Here is a 24,177-nt window from a genome sequence, read left to right as displayed (position 1 = left end):
GGACGGCACCCCGGAAACGAGCAGTCTCTAACCAGAGACTCGGGAGTCCACGATCCGAGACGGTCGGCCCGCCGCCTCCTCGCGCCAGGCGCGCAGGAAGTCCGAGCACAGGTACGCGTAGACGCCCGTACCCACCGCCAGCGCGAAGGAGATCTTGAAGGCCACCGACAGCCTGGGCGGGTGGATCTGCGACACCGTGCCCTCGATGCACCCGGCGAGCACGAACAGCGCCAGCGTGCCGAACAGCAGCTTCACCGCCGTCACCGCCTCCTGGCGCAGCGCCACGCCCCGAGCCAGCCCCCGGGGCGCCGCCATCCCTCGGGCAATCACCAGCCCCGCCGCGCCCGCAATGCAGATGGCGGTGAGCTCGGGGATGCCGTGCGGGAGGATCCACGCCCAGAACCACCCCGCCATGCCCTTGGCCGTGTAGATCTGCGCCAGCGCCCCCAGGAACAGCCCGTTGACGAAGAGCATCACCGCCGTGCCCAGCCCCACGGTGATGCCCAGCGCGAACGCGAAGAAGGCCACCTCGATGTTGTGGGTGAACAGGAACGCGGAGAACGCCGCCTGCTGGTCCACCGGCAGCCCCTCGCCCTTGGCCTCCTTCTCGGCGCGCTCCTTCGGATCCAGCTTCTGGTGCTCCTCGGGCACCAGGTAGGGCGCCGCGTCCGGATCCATCACCATGCCCAGGTACCCGAAGCCCGTGCCCGCCAGCAGCAACAACACCGAGGCCAGGTACATGCGCCACTCGCGCCGCATCAGCGCCGGGAAGCCCCGCGAGACGAAGCTCCACACGTCCGCGAACCGGGGGCGCTTGCCCGGGTAGGTGATGGCGTAGGCGCGCCCCACCAGATCATTCAGGTAGGCGCTCACGTCCGCCGAGCCGCTGCGCGCGCGCACCCACAGCAGATCGCTCGACACGGCCCGGTACATCTTCCCCAGCGAGCGCGCCTCCTCGATGCTGAGCGCCCGCAGGCCCATGAACTCGGCCTTGTCGAGCAGGGACTCCAGCTTCTGCCAGCGGGGGCGCCGCGTCTCGATGAACTCCGCCACTTCCATGCGCTCGACTCTACTCTCCCAGTTCCAACTGAGAGCTGGGGCATAACGGACCCATCGTTGCATCTCAAAATCCATTTTTCTCAGAAACCGGGCGGCACCATTTGACGCTGAGAAATATCGGCTCCTACAACGGGCGAACCCCCCTAGCCCCCCGGAGTCGAGCGCATGCGTCTACGTCTGCCGTTCCTGGCTCAACTGGCCGTCTTCCTTCCCCTCCTGCTTCCTGGCCTCGCGCTCGCACAGAATCTGCGCTTCACGAGCATGGACATTGGCCAAGGAGATGCCGCAGTCCTCGTCGCGCCCGGAGGCTGTGCCGTGCTCTTCGATGGCGGCCCCACGGGCTCGGGTACCACCATCAAGGCCTACCTCAAGTCCATCGGCGTGACGCACGTGCAGATGGCCTTCGTCTCGCACCTGCACACCGACCACATGGGCGGCATCGACGAGGTGGACGTGGGCACGGACGCGGTCCCCATCGACGGCGTCTATGACAACGGCGGCACCTACTCCTCCACCGCGTATACCGAGTACGACTCCCACTTCGCCGGCAAGCGCCACGCCGTCACCGTCGGGCAGACCTTCTCCGTCTGCAACCAGGTGACGCTGAAGGTCCTCCACTCCAACGAGAACAACGCGGACGAGAACGCCAACTCGGTGGTGGTGAAGATCTCCTACGGCGCCTTCGACGCGCTCGTGGGAGGCGATCTCACGGGCGCCACGCCGGACCTCGAGACGGGCGTCGCCCCCAGCGTGGGCGAGGTCGAGGTCTACAAGGTCCACCACCACGGCTCGAAGTACTCGTCCAACGACACCTTCCTGAGCACGATCAAGCCGCTGGCCTCGTTCATCTCGGTGGGCGTGGGCAACACGTACGGCCACCCCGCTCCCGAGACGCTGGCCGCGCTGGGCAACATCGGCTCGGACGTGTGGCAGACCGAGGACCCCAGCCTCAGCGTCAAGAGAGGCCACATCGAGCTCACCAGCGCCACCGGCAGCAGCTTCACCGTGACGCAGGGCCCCACCTCCACCACCTATGCCTCCAAGGGCCAGAGCGGGGACATCCAGCCGCCCACCGCGCCGGGCTCGCTGGTGGCGAGCGCCGCCTCTACCTCGGAGATCGATCTGTCGTGGAGCGCCTCCTCGGACAACGTGGGCGTGACGGGCTACAACATCTATCGCAGCACCAATGGCACCAGCTTCTCGCTAGCGGGTAGCTCCACCACCACGGGCTTCTCGGATCTGGGGCTCGCCAACGCCACCACCTACTGGTACCGGGTGACGGCCACGGATGCCGCGGGCAACGAGTCCGCTGTGAGCAACACGGCCTCGGCCACCACGGGCTCGCTGACCCGGACGCTGGCAGTCACCTCGCCCAATGGCGGCGAGAGCTGGGCCGGCAGCAGCAGCCACGCCATCACCTGGAGCTCCTCCAACGTGTCCAACGTGAAGCTCGAGTACACGCTCAACAACGGCACCTCGTGGACGGTCATCGCCAGCAGCGTGGCGGCCTCCACGGGCAGCTACACGTGGACGGTGCCCAACTCCGCCTCCACCCAGGCGCGCGTGCGCATCACCGATGCCGTGAACGGCACGCCCACCGACACCAGCAACGCCGTCTTCACCATCACCACCGCCAGCCCGGGCCAGGTCATCCTCAACGAGATCATGGCCAACGAGCCCGGCTCCGACACCGGCGGCGAGTACATCGAGCTGGTGAACGTGGGCGGCTCGCCCGTGGACCTGAGCGGCTGGACGCTCTGGGATGCCACGTCGTCGCGGCACACCTTCGCCAGCGGCACCAGCCTGGCGGCGGGCAAGGCGATCGTGGTCTTCGCCAGCGCCGCGAACATCCCCACCGGGTTGAGCAACGCGGTGGCGGCCTCCACGGGCACGCTCTCCTTGAACAACACCGGTGACACCGTCACCCTCAAGAACGCGGCGGGGACGACCATCACCTCGTACACCTACGCCAGCTCGCTGGCCGGCACGGACGGCGTCTCCATGAACCGCAGCCCGGACGCCTCGGCCTCCGGCACGTTCGTGCTCCACACCTCCGTCTCGTCGCTGAGCGGCTCCCCGGGCAAGCGAGCCAACGGCACCGCGTTCTGACGGGCCACCTCCGGGCATGAAAAAAGGGGCGGGACCTGTCCATGGGTCCCGCCCCTCTTCTTTTTCAAAGCCTCGTGGCGCGAGCGCCGGGACTACTTGGGCAGCGACTTCTCGAGCGGCTTGGCCTCGGTGGACTTCTGGTTGCGCGTCCAGTCCACCACCGGCGTCTGCCAGGCCATGCCCGTCTCCTTCGGCTCGGGATCCAGCTTCTCGAACTCGAAGCCATCACCGCTGAAGTAGAGGTACTCGATGGTGCCCACCATGTAGTCCTTCTTCGGATCCAGCGGCTTGCCCTTGGCGTCCTTGAACTTGCCCTTGCCCGCCGACGTGAAGCCCGCGATCACCGCCTCCGGGTTGGACAGCTGCGTGGCCAGATCCGCGCCCTTCACCTTCACCAGCAGCAGCGAGTTCTCGTACGGCAGCACCGAGTAGACGCTGCCCACGGTGATGGGGCCCGCGGACAGATCCTGGCGGATGCCCTTGCGGTTGATCACCACCACGTCCGCGTTCGTCCCCTCGCGCATGGCGCCCGCCACCCAGCGCGTCATCTCCGGCGTGCCCTGCTTGATGCCCGTCTTGGTGAAGCCGATCTGCTCGCCGAGCTTCTGGTCGAGCTGCTTCTTCGCCTCGGCGATCATCTTCGCCGTCTCGGCGTCCGGCGTGCCGCTGCCGCCCTTGCCGTCGACCAGCTTCGCGTCGATGGAGGTGACCTTCTGGCCGGCCGGCTTGGCCGGATCGAAGGTGATGCGCGCGCGCAGGTAGTTCTGCAGGCCGCGGCTCAGCGAGACGACCTGCGTGTCACCCACCTTGGTGTCGATCTGCGCGGGGCAGCGGCCCCCGGCCACCAGCGCCAGCTTCCACTCGGGGTGCTTCTCGAGCGTGGGCTGCAGCTCGGTGGGGCACATGTCCGCCACCACCACCACCACGTCCGCGCCCGCCTTGCGCGCCTCGGGGATGGCGCTGGCGAGCGCATCCTCGGTGCCCACCAGATCCAGGCCCTCGGCCCGTCCGGCCATCGCGGAGGTGATCGTCTTCGGAGAGGTCAGCCCCACCACGCCCACCTTGAGGCCCTTGCGGTCGAACACCTTGAAGGCCGGCAGGTCCATGCCCTTGGCCACCGAGGCGTCCTTCACCTTCAGGTTGGCGGCCAGGAACGGGAAGCGGCCGTTGTTGGCGTTCTTGAGGAACTGCTCGCGCCCGAAGTCCAGCTCGTGGTTGCCCAGCGCCGAGGCGGCGTAGCCCATGCGGCTCATGACGTCCGCGGTCGGCGTCCCGAGGAAGAAGGACGAGATCGCCGGGCCGTTCCAGTGGTCGCCCGTGGCGAGCACCAGCGTGGGATCCTCCGCGCACGCCGGCTGGCCATCCGCCTTCACGGCGCCTGGGCAGTGCTTGTCCTCGGCCACCCAGCGGCCCAGCGTCTCCGCCGCGCCGGGGCTCTGGCTCTCGCCTCCCGGGACGAGCTGGCCGCCCAGGCCGCCGGTGATCAGCACCGTCACCACGGAGGGCTCGGCGGGCTTGGCCGGAGCGGCACCGGACTTGTCACCCGCGGCGGCCTCGGGGGCCTTCGCCGGCGGCTCAGCAGGCGCGTTGCCCTTGCCACAGGCCGCCAGGCCCGTGAAGAGCACCACGGCAAGGCCGGTGCGCAGCGGCCTCACGGCGCGCAGGCCGCGAGGGTACAGAGGGGACGACTCACGACGAGAGAAGGCTCGGAAAGGGATCGGGCTCACAGGCGCGCCTCTACCACATTCCCGAGGGGCCAGACAGGTTCAGAGCACCTCCGGGCCTTGTGCTACCTTCCGCGGCGTGTCGGAGCCGAACCGGAAGAGCGCCTCGGGCCAGAGGCCTGAGCCCCAGGGGCACAGCCAGCTCCAAGGCGAACCCCTGGTCCACTTCGTGTGGGAAGATGTGCGTGGCGGCGCGATGCACTTCCAGGAGCGGCGAGGCTCGGCGCCTACGCACCCGGTACGGCAGTTCTTTCACGGGCTGTTCTTGCCGTTTCACCTGTTCGTCGCGCTGTGGAAGGACCCGGTCGCACGGCGGCGCTTCCTCCGGGTGGGGTTCGTCCAGTCGCTGATCATCCTCGCGCTCGCCTTTGCCTACAGCCGGTGGAGCACCCGGAACGAGGATGACGCTCAGGAGCGGAGCGCCCCGGCGGGGCTCAAGACCGCCCGGCAGCTCGAGCGCGGACACTTCAAGCTCCAAATGAAGATCGCGGCGGAGAAAGCCACTCGCAAGGCCAAGGCCCTCGCGCAGAAGACAGGGGAGAAGGCGCCCGAGGTTGACGAGGAGGCCGATCCCGATGAGGCCGACGAGGCGGAGGGGGCCACCGAGGCGGAACAGGCCGAGGCCGCGGTGACGGCTCCCAAGCCCAAGCGATTCATCGACCATGATCTCGAGTTCTGGGCGGCGCTGTTCGCGGCGATGCACATGGCTCAGTGGGTGGTCATCGCCCTCTCGCGAGACTTCCACGACACCGTCTCGCGGGATGCGAGCCTGCTGACCGGGCTGGAGCCGGAGGACGAGCCCGTGGAGCCGCGCGTCCGGCTGGACCTGAAGTGGCTGCGCAGGAAGATCTCGCGCCGCTTCCGGGCCTTCATGGTCTTCACGGTGGGAGTGCCGATCCTCTACGGAATCTCCTCTCCCCTGCCCTTCCGGCACCCACTGGCCTCCATGCTCATCACCTCCTGGAGCGTGTACTGGATCGTGGTGTTCACCGCCTCCCAGAGCGGCCACGCGTGGCGCAACCCCGAGGCAGGCCCCCCTTGGTTCCTGCGCGGCTGGAGCTGGCTCACCACGCGCGTCCCCGGCTTCCGCTGGGCGGTGCCTCGGGCTTATGGCCGGTTCTGGGAGAACCAGACCCGCTCTCTCTTCTCGCCCGCCGCCGAGCTGGAGAAGCAGCCCTGGGCCTTCGCCGGGCTGGCGCTCACGGGGATGCTGTCGATGATCCCCCTGATGAAGTGCTTCCTGCGCCCGCTCATGCCGGTGGCCGCGGCCCACCTGCTCGTCGCGCGGCACACCGCCGAGCGCGCCGCTGCCTTGGCATCCGAGGCGCCCTCACGCCCTGCCGCGAGCTCCTCCGCCAACGCGGCGTGAGAGCACCAGGAACCGACCGTGAGCTCGTGTAGTCAGCTCCTGCGCTCGCGGTCGAGCCAGGCGATCAACCCCTGCGTGTTGAGTTCGAGATCCGTGCCGAGCAGCTCGTCAATCCGCTCGTCGGGCAGCGTGCAGCCGTGACGGCGTAGCAGCTCGAGCCACAGCGCGCGCATGTCGGCGGAGATGGCGGCATGGCGGTTCGCATCATCGCGGTGACTGCGCGCGATCGTCACGAACTGGCGGATCTGCAGCTTCAGCGACTCCGCGAGCCGGGGCGCGTCGGTGACGCGGCTGTAGTGCGTGAGATACAGCGCCTGCGGCTGATAGCCGAGCATTCGATCAATCGAAGCGACGAGCTGCTCCGGGTCGAACTGGGTCGGAGTCGTCGTGGGAACGATGAACGCGCCGCTCTCCGTGTCGAACTCGCGATAGGACAGCCCGAACGTATCGCCGGTGAAGATGCTCCGGTGCGCCAGATCGACAATCGAATGGTGATGAAGCGCATGCCCCGGCGTGTGCAAGAACTCGAACTCGCGGCCTGCCAGGCTCAGACGCTGCCCGTCGTGTGTCGTCACGACGCGATCGGCGGGAATTGGCACGAGCTCGCCATAGAGCTCGCGGTATCTGGCTTCGCCGTACACCGCCATGGATCCGGCGATGAGCTTTGTCGGATCGATCATGTGCGGGGCGCCGCGCGGATGGATGACCGCGCGCGCACGGGGCAGCGCCTGCATGAGCCGCCCGGCGCCTCCGGCGTGATCGAGATGCACGTGGGTCAAAATCACATAGTCGACCGCATCGCGCGCAATGCCGAGCTCCTCGAGAGCGGCGAGCAGCCGTGGCACCGAGTGCGTGGTGCCGGTGTCGACGAATGCGGCGCGCCCCGCGTGCGCGATGACGTGAGCCGCCGCGAGGCCGGAGTGCATGTACTCCGTGTCGACGGCCGTGATGCCGTCGGGATGGCGTTGCAAGCGAGGTCGTTCCATCGAATGTGTCCTGATCGCATTGAAGAGGTTTGATTCAGTAGACCTTGAGCAGGCGCGCCCGATATTCGAACCGCGGACGCTCTGGATCCGAGGGCTTGAGGAGGAGATCCACCGGGAGCATGAGCTGTCCCGAGGCCAGGGAGGAGACCGCCTCCATCAACTCCTTGCGCGTATAGAGCCAGCCTTCCACCTGCCACTGGGTCCTGAGGAAGTCTCGTCCCCGGAGCGCTTCACCCGGAGGAGGCGCCAGCGTTCCGAGCGCTCCTGGAACGACCCGTAACACGAAGGCATCGAACCGCGAATTGCCTGAGGGCTCGGTGAGCTTCGCCTCCAGCAACTCCCCACTTCGCGCCTGGCGCACTTCGAGGATGACGGTGAAGAGGGCAGCTCGGTTGTTCAGGGCATCGAGCGTCTCGCGCGCCTGGGCCGCCAGCCTCATCTGGCGTGCCGAGGGTTCATCCTTCAAGCGTTCTGCGAGTTGTTCACTGTGAAGGGGCCCCGAAGGCGGAGAGCCTCCTGGGTTTCCGGTGTGGCCGTATTCCTCGGCGGCCTGCTGGTAGTTCTTCAGGATGCCCGCCACGGGATTCTGGATCCCCAGCGCGTGAGCATCCCCGCCCTCTGTCCGAGCGAGGGCTCCCTCCAGCGAGCCTCGGACTTGTTCGAAGTAGGGGTGCTTTCCGATACCCCCTGCGCGCGCCCCCGCCGCTCCGTCATCCATCCAGTCCTGAACGCGTGCAGTGAGCCGCTCCGAGGTCTCGACCGTGGACTCGGGCTCGAGGGCAGCGTCTCCTGGATGCAAGGTCCGCCCTCGGGGCTCCGGCTCCCTCACGGGAGCGCCCGTGCCGGGAAGGCCGCCTGGCCACGCGGGAACGAGCACGAGCTTGTGTGGCGTGCCCTCCTCCCCTGCTCCAGCCACGGGCCGATCCTCCTGAGGAGGCTGGGAGGGCTCGGCGGGGCGCGGGCGCTCGGCGACAGGCTCGGCGGGCTTCTGCTTGCGAACAGGCTGGGTGACCGGGCGGGTCGCTCTCGCGGGACCGGCGGCGGGAGTCTTCGGGAGAGACTTGGAGGCTGGCGGTGCGTCAGTGAACTCCAGCTCCACGAGGCTCGATTTCGCGCCCTCGGGTCCCAGGCTCGGCCCAGGCGGAACTCGGGGCCCCGCGAGCCACAGCCACGCCGCGACCGCCAGATGCAAGAGCACCGAGGCCAAGAGCGCGGGGGCAAGCCTGTGACGAAGGAGACCGGGCTTCATGATCTTCATTCATGACCGAACTGGCTCGCTCTCGCCAGAGGCCCCTGGCGGCGTGTTCGATTCCCGCCGCCTCCTGGCCTCCGGAGGGGCCCGCCGCTCACGACTTCTCGACGGGGGCCTTTCCCGTGGTCGTGGTGACATCCTCGGGTTGGGAGTGGTCCACCTCGAGCAGCTCGCCGCTCTGACGAGTCGCTGGCAGATCGATGAGGGTGCGAAGCTGCTGGCTCACCGCGCGGAAGAAGCCGGTGAGCAGCTCCGGGCGGTCGGCGAGCAGATCCAGGAAGTCCCGGCGGTCGATGACGAGCACCCGCGTGTCCTCCACCGCGACGACGTCGGTGGGGCGCGGGGCGCCGTCCAGCAGGCTCACGTCGCCGAAGGTCTCCTTGGCCTGGCTGCGCAGCACGTGCTCGCCGTCGCGGAAGTGGTCCACCGTGCCCTCGACGATGACGTAGAGCGCGTCTCCCGGGTCTCCCTGGCTGAAGATGCGCTCGCCGGCGCGAAAGCGGACCTCGCGGGCCACCGCCGCCACCGCCGCGATGTCGTCCACGTCGCTCTGGGAGAAGACGCTGACGCCCTCCAGCGCGAACATCTTCTGCACAGTCCCTTCACTCATGTCGTTCTCCTGCGCGGAGGGCACCACCAGGGAGCTCCGGCGCTGCGTCACGTAGCGCGCACAGGCTCGCAGCACCACGTCCTCGCTCTGGATGAGCACCTCCAGGTGCGCCTCCAGCCGCCCCGCCGCGCCCGGGGGCAGCTCGCGGTGGTGGGCCTCGATCTGCTCCAGCACCAGCTCGCGATCCTCCTCGGCGACGACGGCGTCCATCAGCTCCAGCGCATAGGCCTTGCGGCGCGCGTCCTTGCCCACCACGTGCTGGTGCACGCGGCGCATCGTCTGCGGCGTGTAGAGCAGCCCGAGCAGGAAGAAGGACAGCTCCAGCGCCTGGTCCAACCGGTCTCCCACCGCTCGCGTCAGCAGTGAGTCGTCCCCGAGCGCCACGCGCAAGTCGCGGAAGGGCTCCACCAGCGAGCGATACGTCTCCCGCCGCCGGCCCAGTGCCTCCCGCACGCGCTCGGCGTCCACCGCGTACTCCGGGTGCTCGTCACGCAGGCGGGACATCTCCGCGCCGATCCGGTAGTGCAGGAACGGGTCATCGTGCACGGCGGAGAAGAGGAACGCGTGCAGCGCGTCCGACGTGCCGATGAGGCGCAGCACCCGAGGCAACTGCAGCCGCATGGCCAGCGGGGCGGAGCGGTTGTTGAGCGTCACCTCCAGCAGAGGCATCACCCGGTCCCCCAGCGCCGCGAGCGCCGTGCGCGCCCTGCGCCGCTCCTCGCGCCAGGTGAGGAAGGTCAGCAGCCGCGGGGCCAGCTGCAGGTATCCGCCCACGCCCGCCGCATCGATCGCCACTCGCCGCACGGAGAGGTCCGGATCCGCGAGGTAGCGCGCCAGCGGCTGGGCGAACCGCTCATCCTTCACCCGCCCGAGCAGCTTGGCCACCTCGCGCCGCTCGGACACCGGGGCCTGGGCCCCCCGCGCCAGCACCGCGCTGAGCGAGGCGAGCGCCTCACTGTTGCCCTGCGTGTGCAGCAACGCGCCAATGGCCGCACAGCGCAGCCCGATGTCCGGACTGTCCAGCAGCGCTGGCAGCAGCCGCTCAGCCCGCTCCGGGGACAGGCGCGCCAGTGCCCACACGGCCTGATCCCTCGGGCGCCGCGGCCCGGACTCCACCAGCCGCTCCAGGGTAGGAGCCGTCTCGTGGGCCTCGAGCTTGAGCGCCAGCTCCACGCCCCGCTCCACCACGCGCTCATGCGGGTGGCTCAGCAGTGCGGCCAGGTGCGGACGCAGGGGAACCTCGGCCTGCGCCATCAGGTCCACCGCGCGCAGCACGCGCTCCGGGGTGTTGGCGCCCAGCGAGTCCACGAGCAGCTTCTGTGTCTCGCCGCCCACCTGCACCTCTTCCTCGACGGGAGGAGCGCCCACCTGCTCCTCGAGCGCCTCCACGTACGCGGGCTTGAGCCGGAAGAGCAGCACGCCGAGCGCCACGCTCAACCCCACCACCGCCACGGCCATGGTGCTGCCGGTGGCCGCCCGGCCCGCGCCAATGAGCAGCACGCCCGCGAGCACCACGCCGCCCTTGCGCAGCAACCCATCCACCGCGGCGCGCACCGACTCACGCTGCTCGTCCGGCACCGCCGCGTAGAGCAGCTGGATGCCCACCGGGAGGATGGAGTAGCTCACCGCCGTCTCCACCAGCCGCAGCAGGTGGACGGGCCACAGCATGGGCGTGAAGAGCGTGGCGGCCGCCAGCGGCCCGAGCACCAACGGCACCATGGCCAGGTAGTGCAGCAGCCCGAGCTTCCCCAGCAGCTTCTGGGCCACGAGCAGCTGGAAGCCGACGCAGAACAAGCCAATCCACAGCTGCAGCGAGCCGAACAGCGCCGCCAGCCCGTCCTCGCTGAGCGTGCCCTCCACGCGCAGGCGGAACAGGTAGTCCACGAAGGAGGACAGCACGGCGAAGGCGACGCCCAGCGCGCCCAGCACCTGCGCATAGGGGCTGTGCGCGAAGTAGAGCCAGGGCTCCGCCGTGATCGCGGCATGGCGGGAGCGCGCGGGCATGGCCACCGCGCCCGTGTGGAAGCGGAAGACGACGCCAGCGAGGATCAACCCCACGGCGCCGCTGGCCACCACCACGGGAGTGCCGAGCCGCTCGGCCATGGCCTTCACCAGCAGCCCGCCGACGATGCCGCCGCCCATGCCGAAGCCATTGAGCGCGGTGAAGGCGCGCCGGGCCTCGCGCGCATCGAAGGCCGCCGACATCCGCCCCCAGAAGCGCAGGGAGACGAACGTGGTGAACGCATCCACGAACAGGTAGAGCGCGATGGCCGGCAGGCGCTGGCCGTGGGACACCCCCGCCGCCAGCCCTAGGGTGATGAGCCCGCCCAGGGCGGTGAGCACGCCGGGAGACTCCGTGGGGAAGTCCGGGCGCGGGCGAGGCAACACCGTGAGCGCGGCCGTGAGCAGCGCGCCCACCAGGTACAGGTAGGGCAGCGCCTGGGACTCGAAGCGCGACAAGACGAGCGCGTTCGCAGCCGTCTTCAGCTGCGTCACGCCGGCAATGAGGGCGAACTGGAAGGTCGCCGCGGGCCACAGGCGCTGGCCCCAGGAAGACTCGGAATCGGCCACGGTAGAGGGACGCAGCCTACCCCAGGAATGGGACTTTCCGGAATGATGCTCGGTTGTCCCCCCGGCAGGCATTGACTCTGGCCTAGACTGAGGCCCGTGACGCCCGCCTCCGACACGCTGCTCGACGGCAACCACACCGTCCTCACTCCCGAGTACGTGGAGTTCCGCTTCACCCTCGCGGGCATCTACTCGCGCTTCCTCGCCTGGCTGGCGGACACCGTCATCGTCGGGGTGGCCACGGTGGGGGTGCTCCTGGGGCTCAACCTGGCGATGTTCGCCTTCCCGGGCTTCGCCAGCGCGCTCAGCCTGGTCGTCTACTTCCTGGTGGACTGGGGCTACGGCATCGGCCTGGAGACGGCCTGGAGCGGGCAGACGGTGGGCAAGCGCATCATGTCCCTGCGAGTCATCCAGGAGAGCGGCGTCCGCATCGGCTTCTACCACGCGGCGCTGCGCAACCTGGCCCGGCCCGTGGACCGGCTGCCCCTGCTGTACCTGGTGGGCGGCATCTCCGCGCTCGTCTCCGGCTCGCACCAGCGGCTCGGGGACATGCTGGCGGGCACCATCGTCGTGCGCGAGCGCCGCCTGAAGGTGCCCTCCGCGCTGGGCACCACCGGAGAGGAGGGCCTGCTGGCCGATCCCCTCTTCGTCTCGCGGGTGAAGAAGCTCTCCACCGAGGAGCGGGACGTCATCCTCTCGGCCGCCCTGCGCCGCGAGGAGCTGCGCATGGAGGCGCGGCTCCAGCTCTTCGCCGCCCTCGGCGCCCGGCTGCAAGAGGCGCTGGCCATGGAGAAGCCCGCCCACCTCTCGGACGAGAAGTGGACGCTGCTGGTGGCCGCCGCCCTCGTGCCGCCGCCGAGCGCCCGGGTGAAGCTCCCCCGCTCCCGCCCGCGCGCCTCGCTGGGGGCCTGAGCCGAAGCACGAGGCCCCGGCCCCGCACCCCTCTGGCTCAGCTCCCGGGCTCGATGATGAGGCGGTACTTCGCCGCCGAGAAGGGTCCGCTGCGCATCTGCAGCGTCTGCACCGCCGAGGTCTCGAAGACGGCCCGGTGGGTGATCCCGGCGCAGGCCGAGCGGACCGGATCCTTGCTCACGACGAGCGGCGAGTTGGGAGTGGCGGGATCGGCCACCGTCAGGGGGACGTCGCCATCCATGAAGAAGGTGAAGACCGAGAGGGTGGGCAACTGCAGCTGGGTGTAGCCCGTGAAGCTGGTGCCGTTCGTGGGCAGGGTCAGCTCGTAGCGCGTGTGCTGCTGATCTGCTCGAGGCGAGGAGCCGCTGTAGCTCGTGGTGGCGGTGACGGCGAGGGGCTGCTGGAGCAGCGCATGCTCGCAGGCGTGGTCGAGCAGCTTGAAGTCAGGGAGCGTCTCGAAGTCGAGGTGGCCATCGCCCAGCACCGGCACGGCCGCATCCAGCGGATTGCCGGCGAGGTCCTTCAGCCCGGTGAGGTCCATGTAATAGTAGAAGTAGTCATCAATGAGCGGCAGCTGGCCCTGCGCAGGCGGGTAGACGGTGACCGTCATCGTCCGCTGGTCGGCGGACCACACTCCATCGAGGATGCGGTACGAGGAGGGGTTCTGCTTCTCGTGCAGCTCGACGCGGGTGATGGAGGTGTTCATCTGCTCGCTGAACTGGAAGGTGAAGATCTTCCGCCAGGCCGTCGCGGGATTGCCGCCGGTGGCGTACACCTCCACCGGGTAGATCTGCTCGCCCTCCGCCGGGGTGGAGCTGATGACATAGGGCTTCACGGTGTCCGCGCCCGTGGAGAACGTGAGCGCCCCATCCCCCAGGTATGGCGTGCCGTTGAGCGCATTGGCGGACTTGTCCTTGAAGCCGGTGAGCAGCACGCGCACGGCGGCGCTGTACTTCAGCTTGAACTGCACGTCGTAGGTGACGCTGAACCCATCGCTGGCCCACATCGGCGTGAGCGTCGTGCTCTTCGTCCCATTCAGGTACAGATCGGCGGTGCCCACCGTGGTGTTCATGGGCTCGCTGAAGGTGATCACCACGTACTGCGTGTTCTCGGGCAGCACCCCGGTGGCGCCCTCCGCCGGGCTGGCATCCACCACCGTGGGAGGCGTTTGGTCCGGCCCGGTGCCGAAGTTCAGCTTGCCGTCGCCCAGGTACTTCGTCCCATCGAGCGCCTTGCCCCTGGCGTTGCGGAAGCCGCTGAGCTGCACGGAGTAGTTGGCGTTGTTGACGAGCGTGGAGGTGATGGGCGCCTTGAGGTGCTGGTTGTCCGTCCACACCACCGCTCCCAACGTGAGGCCCGTGCCCGGCACCAGCGTGCCCACGGAGGTGTCCATGGGATCGCTGAAGGAGAAGGAGAGCTCGGAGGTGCTCAGCGGCACGCTGGCGGCGCCCTCCACGGGGAGCGAATCGGCGACGCTCGGCGGCTGCCCGTCGCTGACCGCGAAGCCAAACGTGTACGCCTGCCGCATCGGGTTGCCGGCCACGTCCGCGAAATTGGTGACGTTGATCGACAGGTTCGTCTTGACCGGCAACCCCTGCGCGAACGTGAACGTCGCCGTCGTCTTCGTGGCGTCCCAGTTCTGCGGAGTCACGTTGATCAGCCCGTTGTTCGGAAAGCCCGTGCTCGGGCTGATCTGCAGCAGGCCGCGGTCGGTCTGCATCTCCTCGTTGAAGGTCACCGAGATGGAGCTCTCCGGAGGCACGGCCAGGGTCTTGTCCGCGGGCGACACGGACAAAACGGTGGGCGGCTGCAGATCGATCGGCCCCGCATCCGGCTTGGGGCCCGCGTCCGGCGTCCCCGAGTCCGGCGGAGGCGGAGGCGGAGGCGGAGGCCCCGCGTCAGGGGTGTTTTCTCCCCCACCGCCGCAACCGATGGACAGCGGCAGGGCGAAGCAGGTGGCGCACAGGACCAGGACGGCAAGACGGCGCATGACGGTTCCACTCCTCACGAGCAGGCCGGGAACCCCGCACGAAGGCTGTGGAGGCGATCACCCGGCGCGCCCGGGGCCACCCTAGCAGCAATGGGCCCACCGCGTCCCCGGGGCCAGGGACGCCACGCGGGCCTCGGCACGCGGCCTCGTCAGAAGTACGCCGCCCCACCCACCGAGAAGGTGAGCGAGGACTGCGTCTTCTCGTTGAGCGCGATGTAGAAGTTGTACTGCCCTCGCACGCCCAGGCTCACCGTGTCGGTGATGAAGTAGTCGAACCCCACGTTGGGCCCCAGCCCCACGTACTGCGCCGTCTGGTCCTCCTTGAAGACGAACAGGTAGCTGATGTCCGCCCCCGCGTACGGCCGGAATGACTCCTCCAGCAGCAGGTAGCGGATACCGATCGAGGGGGCCATGCCCACCACCCGCTTGCCCGTCGCCGGGTCCTTCGGGAACGTCAGCTTCGTCAGGGACACCAGATCGAAGCCGCTCTCGATGTAGTAGCTGGCGTCGAACCCCACGAAGTAGCCGCCTTCCAGGCCCCCCGTGCGGTTGAAGTCCATGTAGCCGAGTGACAAGCCCAGACTGCGGTTGGCGAACTGGGCGTGAGCCGGTGAAGCCCCCAAGAGGGCCACGGCAAGACCAAGGGCACAGAGGAGCGTACGCATGGAACCCCGGACTTTACCGACGTAACCCTTGGAAAACAGCTTGGATTTTACATCAAGGGGACGTTGATCCTCCTACACTTCCTCCCCTACACTCGCGCGGTCATGCGTCCGCTCCATGCCCTCTGTGCGATTCCCCTGCTTACCTCTCTTGCCTGTCTCTCCACGCCGCCGGTGCACGAGCGCGCGCTGCTCAACAACGAGCTGTGCGTGCAGCAGCTCGCCGCGCACGATCTGGAGAAAGCCGAGGTGTACTGCGATCTGGGCCTGGAGTTCTCGCCCACGTACGCGGACCTCTGGGTGAACAAGGGCCTCATCCGGCTCAACCAGGGGAAGATGAGCGAGGCCAAGGACTTCTTCATCAAGGCGCTGCGCTACAACAACGAGCAGGCCCAGGCCTACCAGAACCTCGGCTACATCTACTTGCAGGAGGGCTCCTACGGGAAGGCGCACGACAACTTCCAGCGCGCCCTGAAGGTCAACCCGGACTACACCCAGGCCCGCTACAACCTGGCGCTCACCTACATCAAGCTGGACAAGCCCACCGAGGCCATCAAGGAGCTGCGCACCATCCTCGCGGTGGATCCCAACATCGCGGACGTGCACCACAGCCTGGGCACCGTCTTCTACGGCCAGGGCAAGTTCGAGGAGGCCGCCGAGGAGATTGGCAAGGCGACGCAGCTGTCCCCGGACGTGCCGGACTACTGGCACGACTACGGCGCCACCCTCATGGAGCTCAGCCGCTTCGCCGAGGCCAAGGACGCCTTCGCCACCTGTGTCACCCTGGACCAGAAGAATCCCCAGTGCCTCAACAACCTGGCCATCGCCCAGCGCAAGGCGGCCCTCACCGACTCGGCCCTCAAGGAGATGAAGGACACGCAGTCGGCCGAGAACACCGCCCCCGCGCTCTACACGCTCGCCCACGAGTACAGCGAGAAGGGCCTCACCGCCGAGGAGGAGAAGACCTACAAGAAGTGCCTGCGGGTGGACGGCAAGTACGCGCCCTGCCACTTTGGCCTCTTCAAGATCTACGCGGAGGCCAAGAAGCGCGACGCGGCCATCATCGCCTGCAAGAACTTCATCAAGTTCGGCACCGCCGAGGAGTTCCCCACCGAGACCGAAACGTGCGAGAAGTTCCTCGCCAACGACACCTACTGACCCCTGCCCCCTGCTCCCTGAACCTTCCCCACTTCCGCTGATGTCCTCGCGATGAGCGTCCGGCTGACCGTTACGCAACGCAGCGAGGCCGGCAGTGCCGCCAAGCCTGTCGAGCACGTACTCGACGAGGCGAGCATCACCCTGGGCCGCGACAAGGCCTGCCAGGTGGTGCTGGCGCAGCAGGCCGTCTCTCGCAACCACGCGCGCATTTCCCAGGAGGGAAACCTCTTCTTCCTGGAGGACCTGGGCAGCGCCTATGGCACCCAGATCAATGGCAAGCCCTTGCCCAAGGGCGAGAAGCACCGCCTGCGCAACGGGGACGTCATCGTCATTGCCCAGTTCGACGTGACGTTCACCCAGATCGCGGATGTGCCGGCCGACGTGCGCTCGGAGAAGACGTCCTTCGTGGCCCGCAGCCTGGTGAAGGACGCGGTGCGAGGCATCAAGAGCGGCGAGGGCCCCTACTTCCGCATCATGAACGGCCCTCGCGAGAGCGAGCGGATCGAGATCAACGACGCCCAGGAGATCATCATCGGGCGCGACGAGACGGCGGACATCGTCTTCAAGGATGATCTGGTGTCCCGGCGGCACGTGAAGTTCCGCCGCGACTGGGCCGGCACGCACGTGGAGGACCTGGGCAGCCGCAACGGCATCAAGGTCAACAAGAAGAAGGTCAACCGCAAGACGCTCAAGGACGGGGACGAGGTGGAGGTGGGCAACATCCGCCTGCTCTACGTGGACCCCTCCGACATGGCCGAGCCCTCCGTGGTCATGCCGGACGAGCCCGTGGACAGCGGCGGAGACGACGAGGAGGAGAACACGCAGAACGTCCCGGCGGTGAAGGTCAGCTCGAAGCGAGCCAAGCCCGCTCCGCCCAAGGAGGAGCCGCCGAAGGAGGAGGCCCCACCGCCCGAGCCCGCGCCCGAGCCCGCACCGGAGCCTGCGCCCGCGCCAGAGCCCGTGGCCGCCGAGCCTCCTCCGGAGGAGCCCCCTCCCCCGCCCATGCCCTCCAGGCCCTACGTGCCCGACGAGCCGGTGGAGAGCAGGGCCAACAAGCTGGGCGGGTTCGACAAGCAGAAGATGGTGCCGCTGCTGCTGATGGGCGTGTTCGCCCTGTTCGCCCTCGGCCTCATCATCGCGGTGCTCGCCGGCGCCTGAGCCACGTCCAGCATGCGGCGGTGGCAGCGGCCAGAGGCGTTGGCTAGGCTGCCGCCCCATGGAACTGCCGCAGGTTGAAGAGATCCTCACCCGCCTCTACTCCCAGTTCTCCGGGCATGCCATCGCCCGCTCGGAGAAGAAGCGGATGGGCCGAGAGGAGGACTCCACCACCTACGGAGAGGTGAAGCCCGCCTCCTTCCAGCAGCTGGTGAGCGCGGCCTCCCCCCAGGAGGGCGAGGTCTTCATCGATCTCGGCTCGGGCATGGGCCAGCCGGTCCTGATGGCGGCGATGCTGTTCCCGTTCCGCCGCGTGGTGGGCGTGGAGCTGCTCACGGGGCTGGGCGACGCGGCCCGGCAGGCCCTGAGCCGCTACGACACGGAGATCCGCCCCACTCTGCCCGCCGAGCACCAGGCCCAGCGCATCGAGTTCCTCGATGGGGACATGCTGGAGGTGGATCTCTCGGAGGTCGACGTCGCGTTCGCGCAAGCCCCCTGCTTCGAGCCCGGGCTGATGGCGAAGCTGGCCGTGAAGCTGGAGGGGCTCAAGCCTGGAGCGCGGGTGATCATCGCCGGCCAGCCGCTCCCGTCGGGCGAGTTCAACCAGATCGGCATGAAGGTCATGAAGGCGAACTGGGGCACTGCCCTGACCTACCTGTACCAGCGCCGCTAACGCCCACGGAGCCCTCGCGGGCTCGACGCGGCCAGCTCCTCGCCTCACCCAGAGCGCCAGCCATGGGCGCTCCGAGAAGGCCCTCGGCTCAGCGCGTGGAGATGCGGGCCACCGGCTGGATGTTGAGGTCCGGCGCGAGCTCCTGGTAGCTGAGCACGGAGAACGGCGGGTTGAACTCGTACTCCAGCAGCTTGCGCACGTAGCGGCGGATGTCCATCGCCGTGAGGATGACGGGGCGCTGCGCGCTGGGCGGCAGGTGGCCGCACTCGGACTTCACGGCCTGGACGATCTCCTGGGCGATCTCCGGCTCCAGGGCCAAGTGGGTGCCCGCCGAGGTGCGCTTGATGGAGCCGCGGATGGCCTCCTCGATCTGCGGATCCAGCAGGTAGACCACCAGGGTGCCGGTGCCACGCGCGTACTTGTGCGAGATGTAGCGCCGCATGGCCGAGCGCACGTGCTCGGTGAGCATCACGTTGTCGGCCTCGACCTGGCCCTGCTCGGCCAGCGACTGGAGGATGCCGCGCAAGTCACGCACGGAGATCTCCTCCTCCACGAGCCGCTGGAGGATGTCCGTGAGCTTGAGCACGTTGACGACCTTCGGCACCACCTCCTTGATGATGGCGGGGAAGGCCTTCTCGAGCTGATCCAGCATCGTCTGGGATTCCTGCACGCCGACGAACTCGCGCGCGTTGCGGCGGAGGATGGCCGCCAGGTGCAGGATGATGTAGCCGGGCACGTCCCAGGTGGTGAGCCCCGCGGCCTCGAGCGTGTCCTTGAACTGCTCGGGCACCCAGGCGGCCGGCTGGCGCGTGGCGGGGTTGATGGCCTCGAAGCCCTGGATGTTCATCAGCTTCAGGCGATCCACCGTGTCGTTCACCAGCACGTGGCCCAGCGTGGCCTGGCCGGTGACGACGGGCACCTCGTTGATCTGGATCTGGTAGGAGCCGGGCGGCAGGCTCGAGTTGCCGCGAGCACGCACGCCCGGGAAGCGCACGCCCAGCTCCACGAAGAGGCCGTCTCGCATGAACGGGATGAGCTCGAAGAGGAACTTCCCGTTGTCCTGCCGCGAGTCCACGTAGGGCACCAGCGCGTCGCTCACCTCCAGGACAATGGGGGTGACGACGGGGACGAACACCTCGGAGTCCGGGTTGATGGGCTCCTTGGGCGGAGGCTCGGTGGAGGCCGGCGTGCCGTTCTCGGTCTCGGTGGGCACCATGCCCCCGCCCTCCTCTGCCACCGCCGCGGCATTCTCCTTCTTCAGCATGCGCCAGGCGCCGAAGCCGGCCGCGCCGCCCAGGGCCATGAAGGGGATGGTCGGCAGGCCGGGGATCGCCGCCAGCGCCAGGAGCATGCCTCCCGCGATACCGATGGCCTTCGGGTAGGCGAACAGCTGCATGCCCACGTCCTTGCCCAGGTGGTTGCCCTCCTCGGCGCCGCCCACGCGCGTCACGATGATACCGGCGCAGGTGGAGATGAGGATGGCGGGGATCATGCCCACCAGACCGTCACCGATGGTCAGCAGCGAGTACTTCTGCGCCGCCGCGCCCACGTCCATGCCCTTCTGCATCACGCCGATGATCAGGCCGCCGACGATGTTGATGACGGTGATGATGATGGAGGCGATGGCGTCGCCCTTCACGAACTTCATCGCGCCGTCCATGGCGCCGAACAGCTGGCTCTCGCGCTCGAGATCCCTGCGCTTGCGCTTGCCCTCCTCCATGTCCATGGAGCCGGCGCGCAGGTCCGCGTCGATGGACATCTGCTTGCCGGGCATGGCGTCCAGGGTGAAGCGCGCGGCCACTTCGGCCACACGCTCCGAGCCCTTGGAGATCACGATGAAGTTCACCACCACGAGGATGACGAAGATGATGGCGCCGACGACGAAGTTGCCCTGAACCACGAACTTTCCGAAGGCGACCACCACCTCTCCCGGGTCACCCGTCAGCAGGATGAGCCGCGTGGTGGAGATGGTGAGCGCCAGCCGGTACATCGTCGTGATCAGCAGCAGCGTCGGGAACACCGACAGCTGGAGCGCCGCTGGCACGTAGAGCGAGATGAGCAGCAGGACGACGCCGATGCTGATGTTGAAGGTCAGCAGCACGTCCAGCAGGTGCGTGGGCAGCGGGACGATCATCATGCCCACGATCGCCACAACCACGAGCGCGAGGACGATGTCGGAGTACTTAGAGAGGAAGCTATTCGGATCGGAGGAGGCGGCCATCGGCGGGAGTCATCCTAGTCTGCCCCAGGCTCTCGCCCCAAGCCCCCGGGAGCCTGCTGGCTTCATTGACGCTTGCGGTCACCCTGCTCTTTGGCGCGCTGTAGGAGTTGCTGCGCTCTCTCGACGAGCGGGCTGCCAGCCGTCCCCATGTCCAGGACGCGCTGGAGATCCTCCCGGGCCAGGCGCAGATCCCCGCGCCCCAGCCGGGCCTCCCCCCGGCACACCCGGGCGAAGAGATCCATCGGCTCCAGGTGCAGCGCATCCTCGAAGCGCTCCAGCGCGCGCTCGATGGAGCCCTGGGCCATGTAGATGGCGCCCAGCTCGGTATGCACCGGGCCCGAGGCCACCCCCAGCGTCACCAGCCGCTCCAGGATGACGCGCGCCTCGCCGAACCGGCCCTCGGAGATGAGCCGGCGCGAGGTGTTGAGGCGCTCGGCGACGGAGCCCGGAGGCGGTTCCTCCTCCTCCTCATCGTCCGCGGCCCTGCGGGACATCGAGCCGCCACGGGACTTGCGCGAGCCCCGCTCGTCCGCCTCCGCGGCAGCCGAGCCAGCACGCGACTTGCCCCGAGACGCCATCTCCGGCCGGGCGGAACCGCTGGAGCGGACAGGCTCCTCCTCCACCTCCTCCTCCGCCTCATCCTCCACCTCCTCGGGCGGCTCCTCGAGGGACATCTCGGGCAGCGTGGGGTGCTCGAGCTCGAGCGTACGCCGGCCCCCGTCGCGTCCCCGGGGCTCGTCCTTCGAGCGCGGAGCACGCTTTTGGAAGTGGTGGATCTTCACGGGGGCAGGAGGTGATTTCCTGCCGGACCCCTGAGAGCTGGCCATGGTTCGGGGGGCGTCGGCACTGCCGGCGCCAGGGGCCTACTTACTTCTTGAGTTCGGAGTGGGCGGCGTTCCGCTGGACAGCCTCGACAGTCTCGATGGCCGCGGCAGCCAGCAGGCGCGCACGCATGGTAAGCGGATCCTTGTTCTCGGGATCCAGGTCGACAGCGCGAGCGAAGTCCTGAGCGGCCTCCATGATGCTACCCAGCCGCAGGTAGACCTCTCCTCGGTTCACCAGGGCGGCGGAGTCCTTCGGGTTGAGATCGAGCGCCTGGTTGAAGGCCTCCAGTGCGGGATCCAGCTCATCCTCCGCCAGGAAGATGGCGCCCAGCGCCGTGCGGTAATAGGCCTCTTTCGGATCGCGCTCGCACAGCTCCTCGAAGATGAGGCGAGCATCCGTGTATTCACCCAGCTCGTAGAGCTGGAAGCCCTCCATGGCCCTCTCCAGCAACTCGGGGCCGGTCGCGCCCGCCTGCTGTGCGGAGGTGGCGTCGTTGGAGTTCGCCATGGGGGTGAGATCCTCGAACCAGGAACGGAGCCCACGCTACCCGCGGGCGGTCGCGAACCTAACACGGGCGGCCAGAGCCGCGAAAGCCGAGGATTCCGCTCACCGCGAGGCTCCTGTGCCCAAGCACTCGGGTCTTCACCCAGAGCGAGGATCATCTCCTCGCTCCGGGCATAAGGAGAACCGCGTGTGAACGCGGCGGACGAATCTCAGGCCCACCCGTCCGAGCTCATGTCCTTGATCTTCTGCATGATCTGGCTGGACATGCGGTCCGTGGTGAACTTCATGATGTTCTGCTTGAACATCTCGTTGGTGGCGGCCTTCTTGACGTCCGCCTCCTTGGGGTTGGGACCGAGCTTGTCGATCGCGCCCTGAAGGTTCTTGGTGAAGTTCTTGTAGTAGCCGCTGTTCTCACCGAGCAGCGCCTTGGCCGACTTGATCTCGTCGCCGTTCTGCATGAAGTTCTGGACGTCGAACTTGGTGTCCGTGGCAGCGGGGGCCTGCGCGGGGGCCGTACCGGCCGTGCGGTTGATCGTGGTCATGTGCGGAGTCTCCTTGAAAAGCCAAGTAACACTCTGATTATCGCTGATCCGGCGGGGGAGTTGCTACCACCTGCATTTTTGCGGTGAGGGACGCGGCGAGGAGCGCTGGATCAGAACGGCCCCGCCCCGGGCGCCTCGAGCCCGCAAAAGCCGAAGCCGGGCTTGCAGAGGGCCACTTCGCCCACGCAAGTCCGGCTCCGAGTGCTGCCTGCCTAGGATCAGGCCAGGTTGCGGATGACCGCGGAGGACATTTCGTCCAGCTTCTTCAGGATGTTGGAGATCTGCTGGGTGGCCTGCGACTCGTTCTCCAGCTTGAACTGAGCCTGCAGGTAGGGGCGCTGCTCCTCGGGAGCCGCGTTCACCATCTCCTGCTGGGTGCTGGTCAGACCCTGACGCTGGCTGGTCACGATGTCCGAAATGCTCTTGATGCTCGACATGGCTCGCTCTCCGGGGGCTGCGGGTAAAGGGACGAAAGAAGCTTACAAGCAGATTATCGGGCTTTGCAGGGGGGTGTTTCCTCTGATCTGCATTTTTCTTCTGGAAGCGGCGCGTCAGGGGCTCAGGACAGAGAGGAAGCCTCGGGTGACGCCACTGCTGACGGTGGCCGAGCCGCAGGCGGGCATGTCCGTGGGCTTGAACTCGAAGACGGTCTCGCTGGAGGTGGTGGTGTTGGAGGGGCCCAGGCGGGCGGACACCCGCGTCCCATCGGTCTTCACGCGCGAGGCGGAGATCTTGTAGACGCCGACGGGGATGTCCAACGCGTACTGGGTCTTGCCCAGATCCACGGTGCGGGTGAGCACCTCCCCGGTGCTGCCGTCGATCAGGGGCTCGGTGGGAGTCAGCTGCAGCTCGATGGTGGACTTGTAGTCCCCGTCATCGAACTCGGGGAAGAGCTTGATGGTTCCTCCGTACCAGGCGCCATCCTCGTCCGGAGCGGCGGGAGAGTCGTCCATCCGGCCCTGCAGCCTCCAGTGGAAGTTGCGGATCGCCCCATCCTTGGGAAGGAAGACCTCGTTGCCGCTCGCATCCTCGGGAGAGATCCGGAGGCAGAAGCTCTTGCCCCGATAGGTCAGCGGCAGCCAGGCGAGGGCCTTGTAGGTGACGGAGCCGGCCATGTCGCTGAGCTTGTAGGTGCCCTGAGCGTCCGTGGTGGTCTTGCTGGGCACGCCGTTGGTGCCCGTGATGGCGGCGTAGATCACCGCTCCCGAGAGGGGTTGGCCCTTGGTGTCCACGACGCGGCCCTTGAGCGCCCCGGCCTGGACGGTCCCAGTGCCGCCGGTGTCTCCGCTGTCGGGTCCTCCTCCGCTGCTCTTGTTGCCACAGGAGGTGAGCATCCCCGCGAGGCCCGCGGTCACTACCCATTTGAGCATCGTCCTCATGTTCACGTCCTTCTGGAGGCTTCGGCGCGAGGAGCCGCGATCGCGCGTCCGATGGCGCGGCAGCCTACCTCCGCGGCATCCCCCAGGCACCACGTTCCAGCGAGCCTGTCTGCTGGCCCGCAAAAGCCGAAGCCGGGCTTGCAGAGGGCTCCTTCGCCCACGCAAGTCCGGCTCCGAGTGCTTCAGTTGCTGCCTGCCTGGTATTAGGCCAGGTTGCGGATGACCGCGGAGGACATTTCGTCCAGCTTCTTCAGGATGTTGGAGATCTGCTGGGTGGCCTGCGACTCGTTCTCCAGCTTGAACTGAGCCTGCAGGTAGGGGCGCTGCTCCTCGGGAGCCGCGTTCACCATCTCCTGCTGGGTGCTGGTCAGGCCCTGACGCTGGCTGGTCACGATGTCCGAGATGCTCTTGATGCTCGACATGGTTTTGTCCTCCGAAATTTCGTTCGCGGAAAAAGTAGCGTTACACCCTGATTATCG

At 67.9% G+C, this 24,177-nt stretch carries 20 protein-coding genes; 6 read left to right on the top strand and 14 right to left on the bottom strand.

What is annotated here, in order from left to right:
* Positions 1-27: 27 nt before the first annotated feature.
* Positions 28-1,059: a stage II sporulation protein M gene (locus tag ACJ8AT_RS20785; protein ID WP_407739523.1), complete on the bottom strand. Its 1,032-nt coding sequence runs from the start codon at positions 1,057-1,059 to the stop codon at positions 28-30.
* 165 nt (positions 1,060-1,224) lie between these two features.
* Between ACJ8AT_RS20785 and ACJ8AT_RS20780 the strand changes: the two genes are divergently transcribed.
* Positions 1,225-3,168 (top strand): lamin tail domain-containing protein, encoded by a 1,944-nt coding sequence (locus ACJ8AT_RS20780; protein ID WP_407739522.1) that lies wholly within the window; start codon positions 1,225-1,227, stop codon positions 3,166-3,168.
* A 92-nt stretch (positions 3,169-3,260) separates the two neighbouring features.
* On the opposite strand, the gene ACJ8AT_RS20775 is transcribed toward ACJ8AT_RS20780, so the two are convergent.
* Positions 3,261-4,823 carry a bifunctional metallophosphatase/5'-nucleotidase gene (locus ACJ8AT_RS20775; RefSeq protein ID WP_407739521.1) on the bottom strand — a complete coding sequence of 521 codons (1,563 nt, stop codon included), beginning with the start codon at positions 4,821-4,823 and terminating at the stop codon, positions 3,261-3,263.
* A 148-nt stretch (positions 4,824-4,971) separates the two neighbouring features.
* Between ACJ8AT_RS20775 and ACJ8AT_RS20770 the strand changes: the two genes are divergently transcribed.
* A complete protein-coding gene (locus tag ACJ8AT_RS20770) occupies positions 4,972-6,261 on the top strand; it encodes a hypothetical protein (RefSeq protein ID WP_407739520.1) in 1,290 nt (429 codons plus the stop codon).
* A gap of 32 nt (positions 6,262-6,293) precedes the next feature.
* Here ACJ8AT_RS20770 and ACJ8AT_RS20765 read toward each other — a convergent pair whose 3' ends face one another.
* The 3 genes from ACJ8AT_RS20765 to ACJ8AT_RS20755 form a co-directional block, all read right to left on the bottom strand.
* The gene (locus ACJ8AT_RS20765; protein WP_407739519.1) at positions 6,294-7,247 is read right to left on the bottom strand and encodes an MBL fold metallo-hydrolase; all 954 of its coding nucleotides are present in this window, start codon (positions 7,245-7,247) and stop codon (positions 6,294-6,296) included.
* 34 nt (positions 7,248-7,281) lie between these two features.
* Entirely contained in the window at positions 7,282-8,046 is a 765-nt protein-coding gene (locus ACJ8AT_RS20760) for a TonB C-terminal domain-containing protein (RefSeq protein WP_407739518.1), read from the bottom strand.
* A 547-nt stretch (positions 8,047-8,593) separates the two neighbouring features.
* Positions 8,594-11,680, bottom strand: coding sequence for a cyclic nucleotide-binding domain-containing protein (locus tag ACJ8AT_RS20755; RefSeq protein ID WP_407739517.1), 3,087 nt, complete (start codon positions 11,678-11,680; stop codon positions 8,594-8,596).
* Between the two features lie 96 nt (positions 11,681-11,776).
* Between ACJ8AT_RS20755 and ACJ8AT_RS20750 the strand changes: the two genes are divergently transcribed.
* Positions 11,777-12,589, top strand: a complete 813-nt coding sequence (locus tag ACJ8AT_RS20750) for an RDD family protein (RefSeq protein WP_407739516.1) — start codon at positions 11,777-11,779, stop codon at positions 12,587-12,589.
* Between the two features lie 37 nt (positions 12,590-12,626).
* Here the strand turns inward: ACJ8AT_RS20750 and ACJ8AT_RS20745 are convergent, their stop codons facing one another.
* Both ACJ8AT_RS20745 and ACJ8AT_RS20740 read right to left on the bottom strand, forming a co-directional pair.
* Positions 12,627-14,579, bottom strand: coding sequence for an Ig-like domain-containing protein (locus ACJ8AT_RS20745; protein WP_407739515.1), 1,953 nt, complete (start codon positions 14,577-14,579; stop codon positions 12,627-12,629).
* A gap of 149 nt (positions 14,580-14,728) precedes the next feature.
* Positions 14,729-15,244, bottom strand: coding sequence for an outer membrane beta-barrel protein (locus tag ACJ8AT_RS20740; RefSeq protein WP_407739514.1), 516 nt, complete (start codon positions 15,242-15,244; stop codon positions 14,729-14,731).
* Between the two features lie 102 nt (positions 15,245-15,346).
* On the opposite strand from ACJ8AT_RS20740, the gene ACJ8AT_RS20735 reads away from it, so the two are divergent.
* The 3 genes from ACJ8AT_RS20735 to ACJ8AT_RS20725 are packed head-to-tail and all read left to right on the top strand — an operon-like array spanning position 15,347 to position 18,227.
* Positions 15,347-16,399 (top strand): tetratricopeptide repeat protein, encoded by a 1,053-nt coding sequence (locus ACJ8AT_RS20735; RefSeq protein WP_407739513.1) that lies wholly within the window; start codon positions 15,347-15,349, stop codon positions 16,397-16,399.
* Between the two features lie 51 nt (positions 16,400-16,450).
* Positions 16,451-17,557 carry an FHA domain-containing protein gene (locus tag ACJ8AT_RS20730; RefSeq protein ID WP_407739512.1) on the top strand — a complete coding sequence of 369 codons (1,107 nt, stop codon included), beginning with the start codon at positions 16,451-16,453 and terminating at the stop codon, positions 17,555-17,557.
* Between the two features lie 58 nt (positions 17,558-17,615).
* Positions 17,616-18,227, top strand: coding sequence for an SAM-dependent methyltransferase (locus ACJ8AT_RS20725; RefSeq protein ID WP_407739511.1), 612 nt, complete (start codon positions 17,616-17,618; stop codon positions 18,225-18,227).
* A gap of 88 nt (positions 18,228-18,315) precedes the next feature.
* Here the strand turns inward: ACJ8AT_RS20725 and sctV are convergent, their stop codons facing one another.
* The 7 genes from sctV to ACJ8AT_RS20690 all read right to left on the bottom strand — a co-directional run bounded on the left by sctV (position 18,316) and on the right by ACJ8AT_RS20690 (position 24,120).
* Entirely contained in the window at positions 18,316-20,448 is a 2,133-nt protein-coding gene (gene sctV, locus ACJ8AT_RS20720; protein ID WP_407739510.1) for a type III secretion system export apparatus subunit SctV, read from the bottom strand.
* 62 nt (positions 20,449-20,510) lie between these two features.
* Positions 20,511-21,230, bottom strand: coding sequence for a tetratricopeptide repeat protein (locus tag ACJ8AT_RS20715; protein WP_407739509.1), 720 nt, complete (start codon positions 21,228-21,230; stop codon positions 20,511-20,513).
* An 85-nt stretch (positions 21,231-21,315) separates the two neighbouring features.
* Positions 21,316-21,780, bottom strand: a complete 465-nt coding sequence (locus ACJ8AT_RS20710) for a tetratricopeptide repeat protein (RefSeq protein ID WP_407739508.1) — start codon at positions 21,778-21,780, stop codon at positions 21,316-21,318.
* 206 nt (positions 21,781-21,986) lie between these two features.
* Positions 21,987-22,319, bottom strand: coding sequence for a hypothetical protein (locus tag ACJ8AT_RS20705; protein WP_407739507.1), 333 nt, complete (start codon positions 22,317-22,319; stop codon positions 21,987-21,989).
* 218 nt (positions 22,320-22,537) lie between these two features.
* Positions 22,538-22,756 (bottom strand): hypothetical protein, encoded by a 219-nt coding sequence (locus tag ACJ8AT_RS20700; RefSeq protein WP_407739505.1) that lies wholly within the window; start codon positions 22,754-22,756, stop codon positions 22,538-22,540.
* A gap of 114 nt (positions 22,757-22,870) precedes the next feature.
* Positions 22,871-23,698: a carboxypeptidase-like regulatory domain-containing protein gene (locus ACJ8AT_RS20695; protein WP_407739506.1), complete on the bottom strand. Its 828-nt coding sequence runs from the start codon at positions 23,696-23,698 to the stop codon at positions 22,871-22,873.
* Between the two features lie 203 nt (positions 23,699-23,901).
* Complete coding sequence (locus ACJ8AT_RS20690) at positions 23,902-24,120, bottom strand: hypothetical protein (RefSeq protein ID WP_407739505.1); 219 nt, start codon at positions 24,118-24,120, stop codon at positions 23,902-23,904.
* Between the last annotated feature and the right edge of the window lie 57 nt (positions 24,121-24,177).

The organism is Hyalangium sp., from assembly GCF_045802625.1.
Classification (GTDB): Bacteria; Myxococcota; Myxococcia; order Myxococcales; family Myxococcaceae; genus Hyalangium.
This window is presented reverse-complemented; position numbering and strand designations above follow the sequence as displayed.

Bases quoted from the DNA above. Each gene is read 5' to 3' on its own strand.
- ACJ8AT_RS20700 (WP_407739505.1), bottom strand. From the start codon at position 22,756: ATGTCGAGCATCAAGAGCATTTCGGACATCGTGACCAGCCAGCGTCAG.
- ACJ8AT_RS20785 (WP_407739523.1), bottom strand. From the start codon at position 1,059: ATGGAAGTGGCGGAGTTCATCGAGACGCGGCGCCCCCGCTGGCAGAAG.
- ACJ8AT_RS20765 (WP_407739519.1), bottom strand. From the start codon at position 7,247: ATGGAACGACCTCGCTTGCAACGCCATCCCGACGGCATCACGGCCGTC.
- ACJ8AT_RS20695 (WP_407739506.1), bottom strand. From the start codon at position 23,698: ATGAGGACGATGCTCAAATGGGTAGTGACCGCGGGCCTCGCGGGGATG.
- ACJ8AT_RS20690 (WP_407739505.1), bottom strand. From the start codon at position 24,120: ATGTCGAGCATCAAGAGCATCTCGGACATCGTGACCAGCCAGCGTCAG.
- ACJ8AT_RS20735 (WP_407739513.1), top strand. From the start codon at position 15,347: ATGCGTCCGCTCCATGCCCTCTGTGCGATTCCCCTGCTTACCTCTCTT.
- ACJ8AT_RS20705 (WP_407739507.1), bottom strand. From the start codon at position 22,319: ATGACCACGATCAACCGCACGGCCGGTACGGCCCCCGCGCAGGCCCCC.
- sctV (WP_407739510.1), bottom strand. From the start codon at position 20,448: ATGGCCGCCTCCTCCGATCCGAATAGCTTCCTCTCTAAGTACTCCGAC.
- ACJ8AT_RS20725 (WP_407739511.1), top strand. From the start codon at position 17,616: ATGGAACTGCCGCAGGTTGAAGAGATCCTCACCCGCCTCTACTCCCAG.
- ACJ8AT_RS20745 (WP_407739515.1), bottom strand. From the start codon at position 14,579: ATGCGCCGTCTTGCCGTCCTGGTCCTGTGCGCCACCTGCTTCGCCCTG.
- ACJ8AT_RS20730 (WP_407739512.1), top strand. From the start codon at position 16,451: ATGAGCGTCCGGCTGACCGTTACGCAACGCAGCGAGGCCGGCAGTGCC.
- ACJ8AT_RS20710 (WP_407739508.1), bottom strand. From the start codon at position 21,780: ATGGCGAACTCCAACGACGCCACCTCCGCACAGCAGGCGGGCGCGACC.
- ACJ8AT_RS20740 (WP_407739514.1), bottom strand. From the start codon at position 15,244: ATGCGTACGCTCCTCTGTGCCCTTGGTCTTGCCGTGGCCCTCTTGGGG.
- ACJ8AT_RS20780 (WP_407739522.1), top strand. From the start codon at position 1,225: ATGCGTCTACGTCTGCCGTTCCTGGCTCAACTGGCCGTCTTCCTTCCC.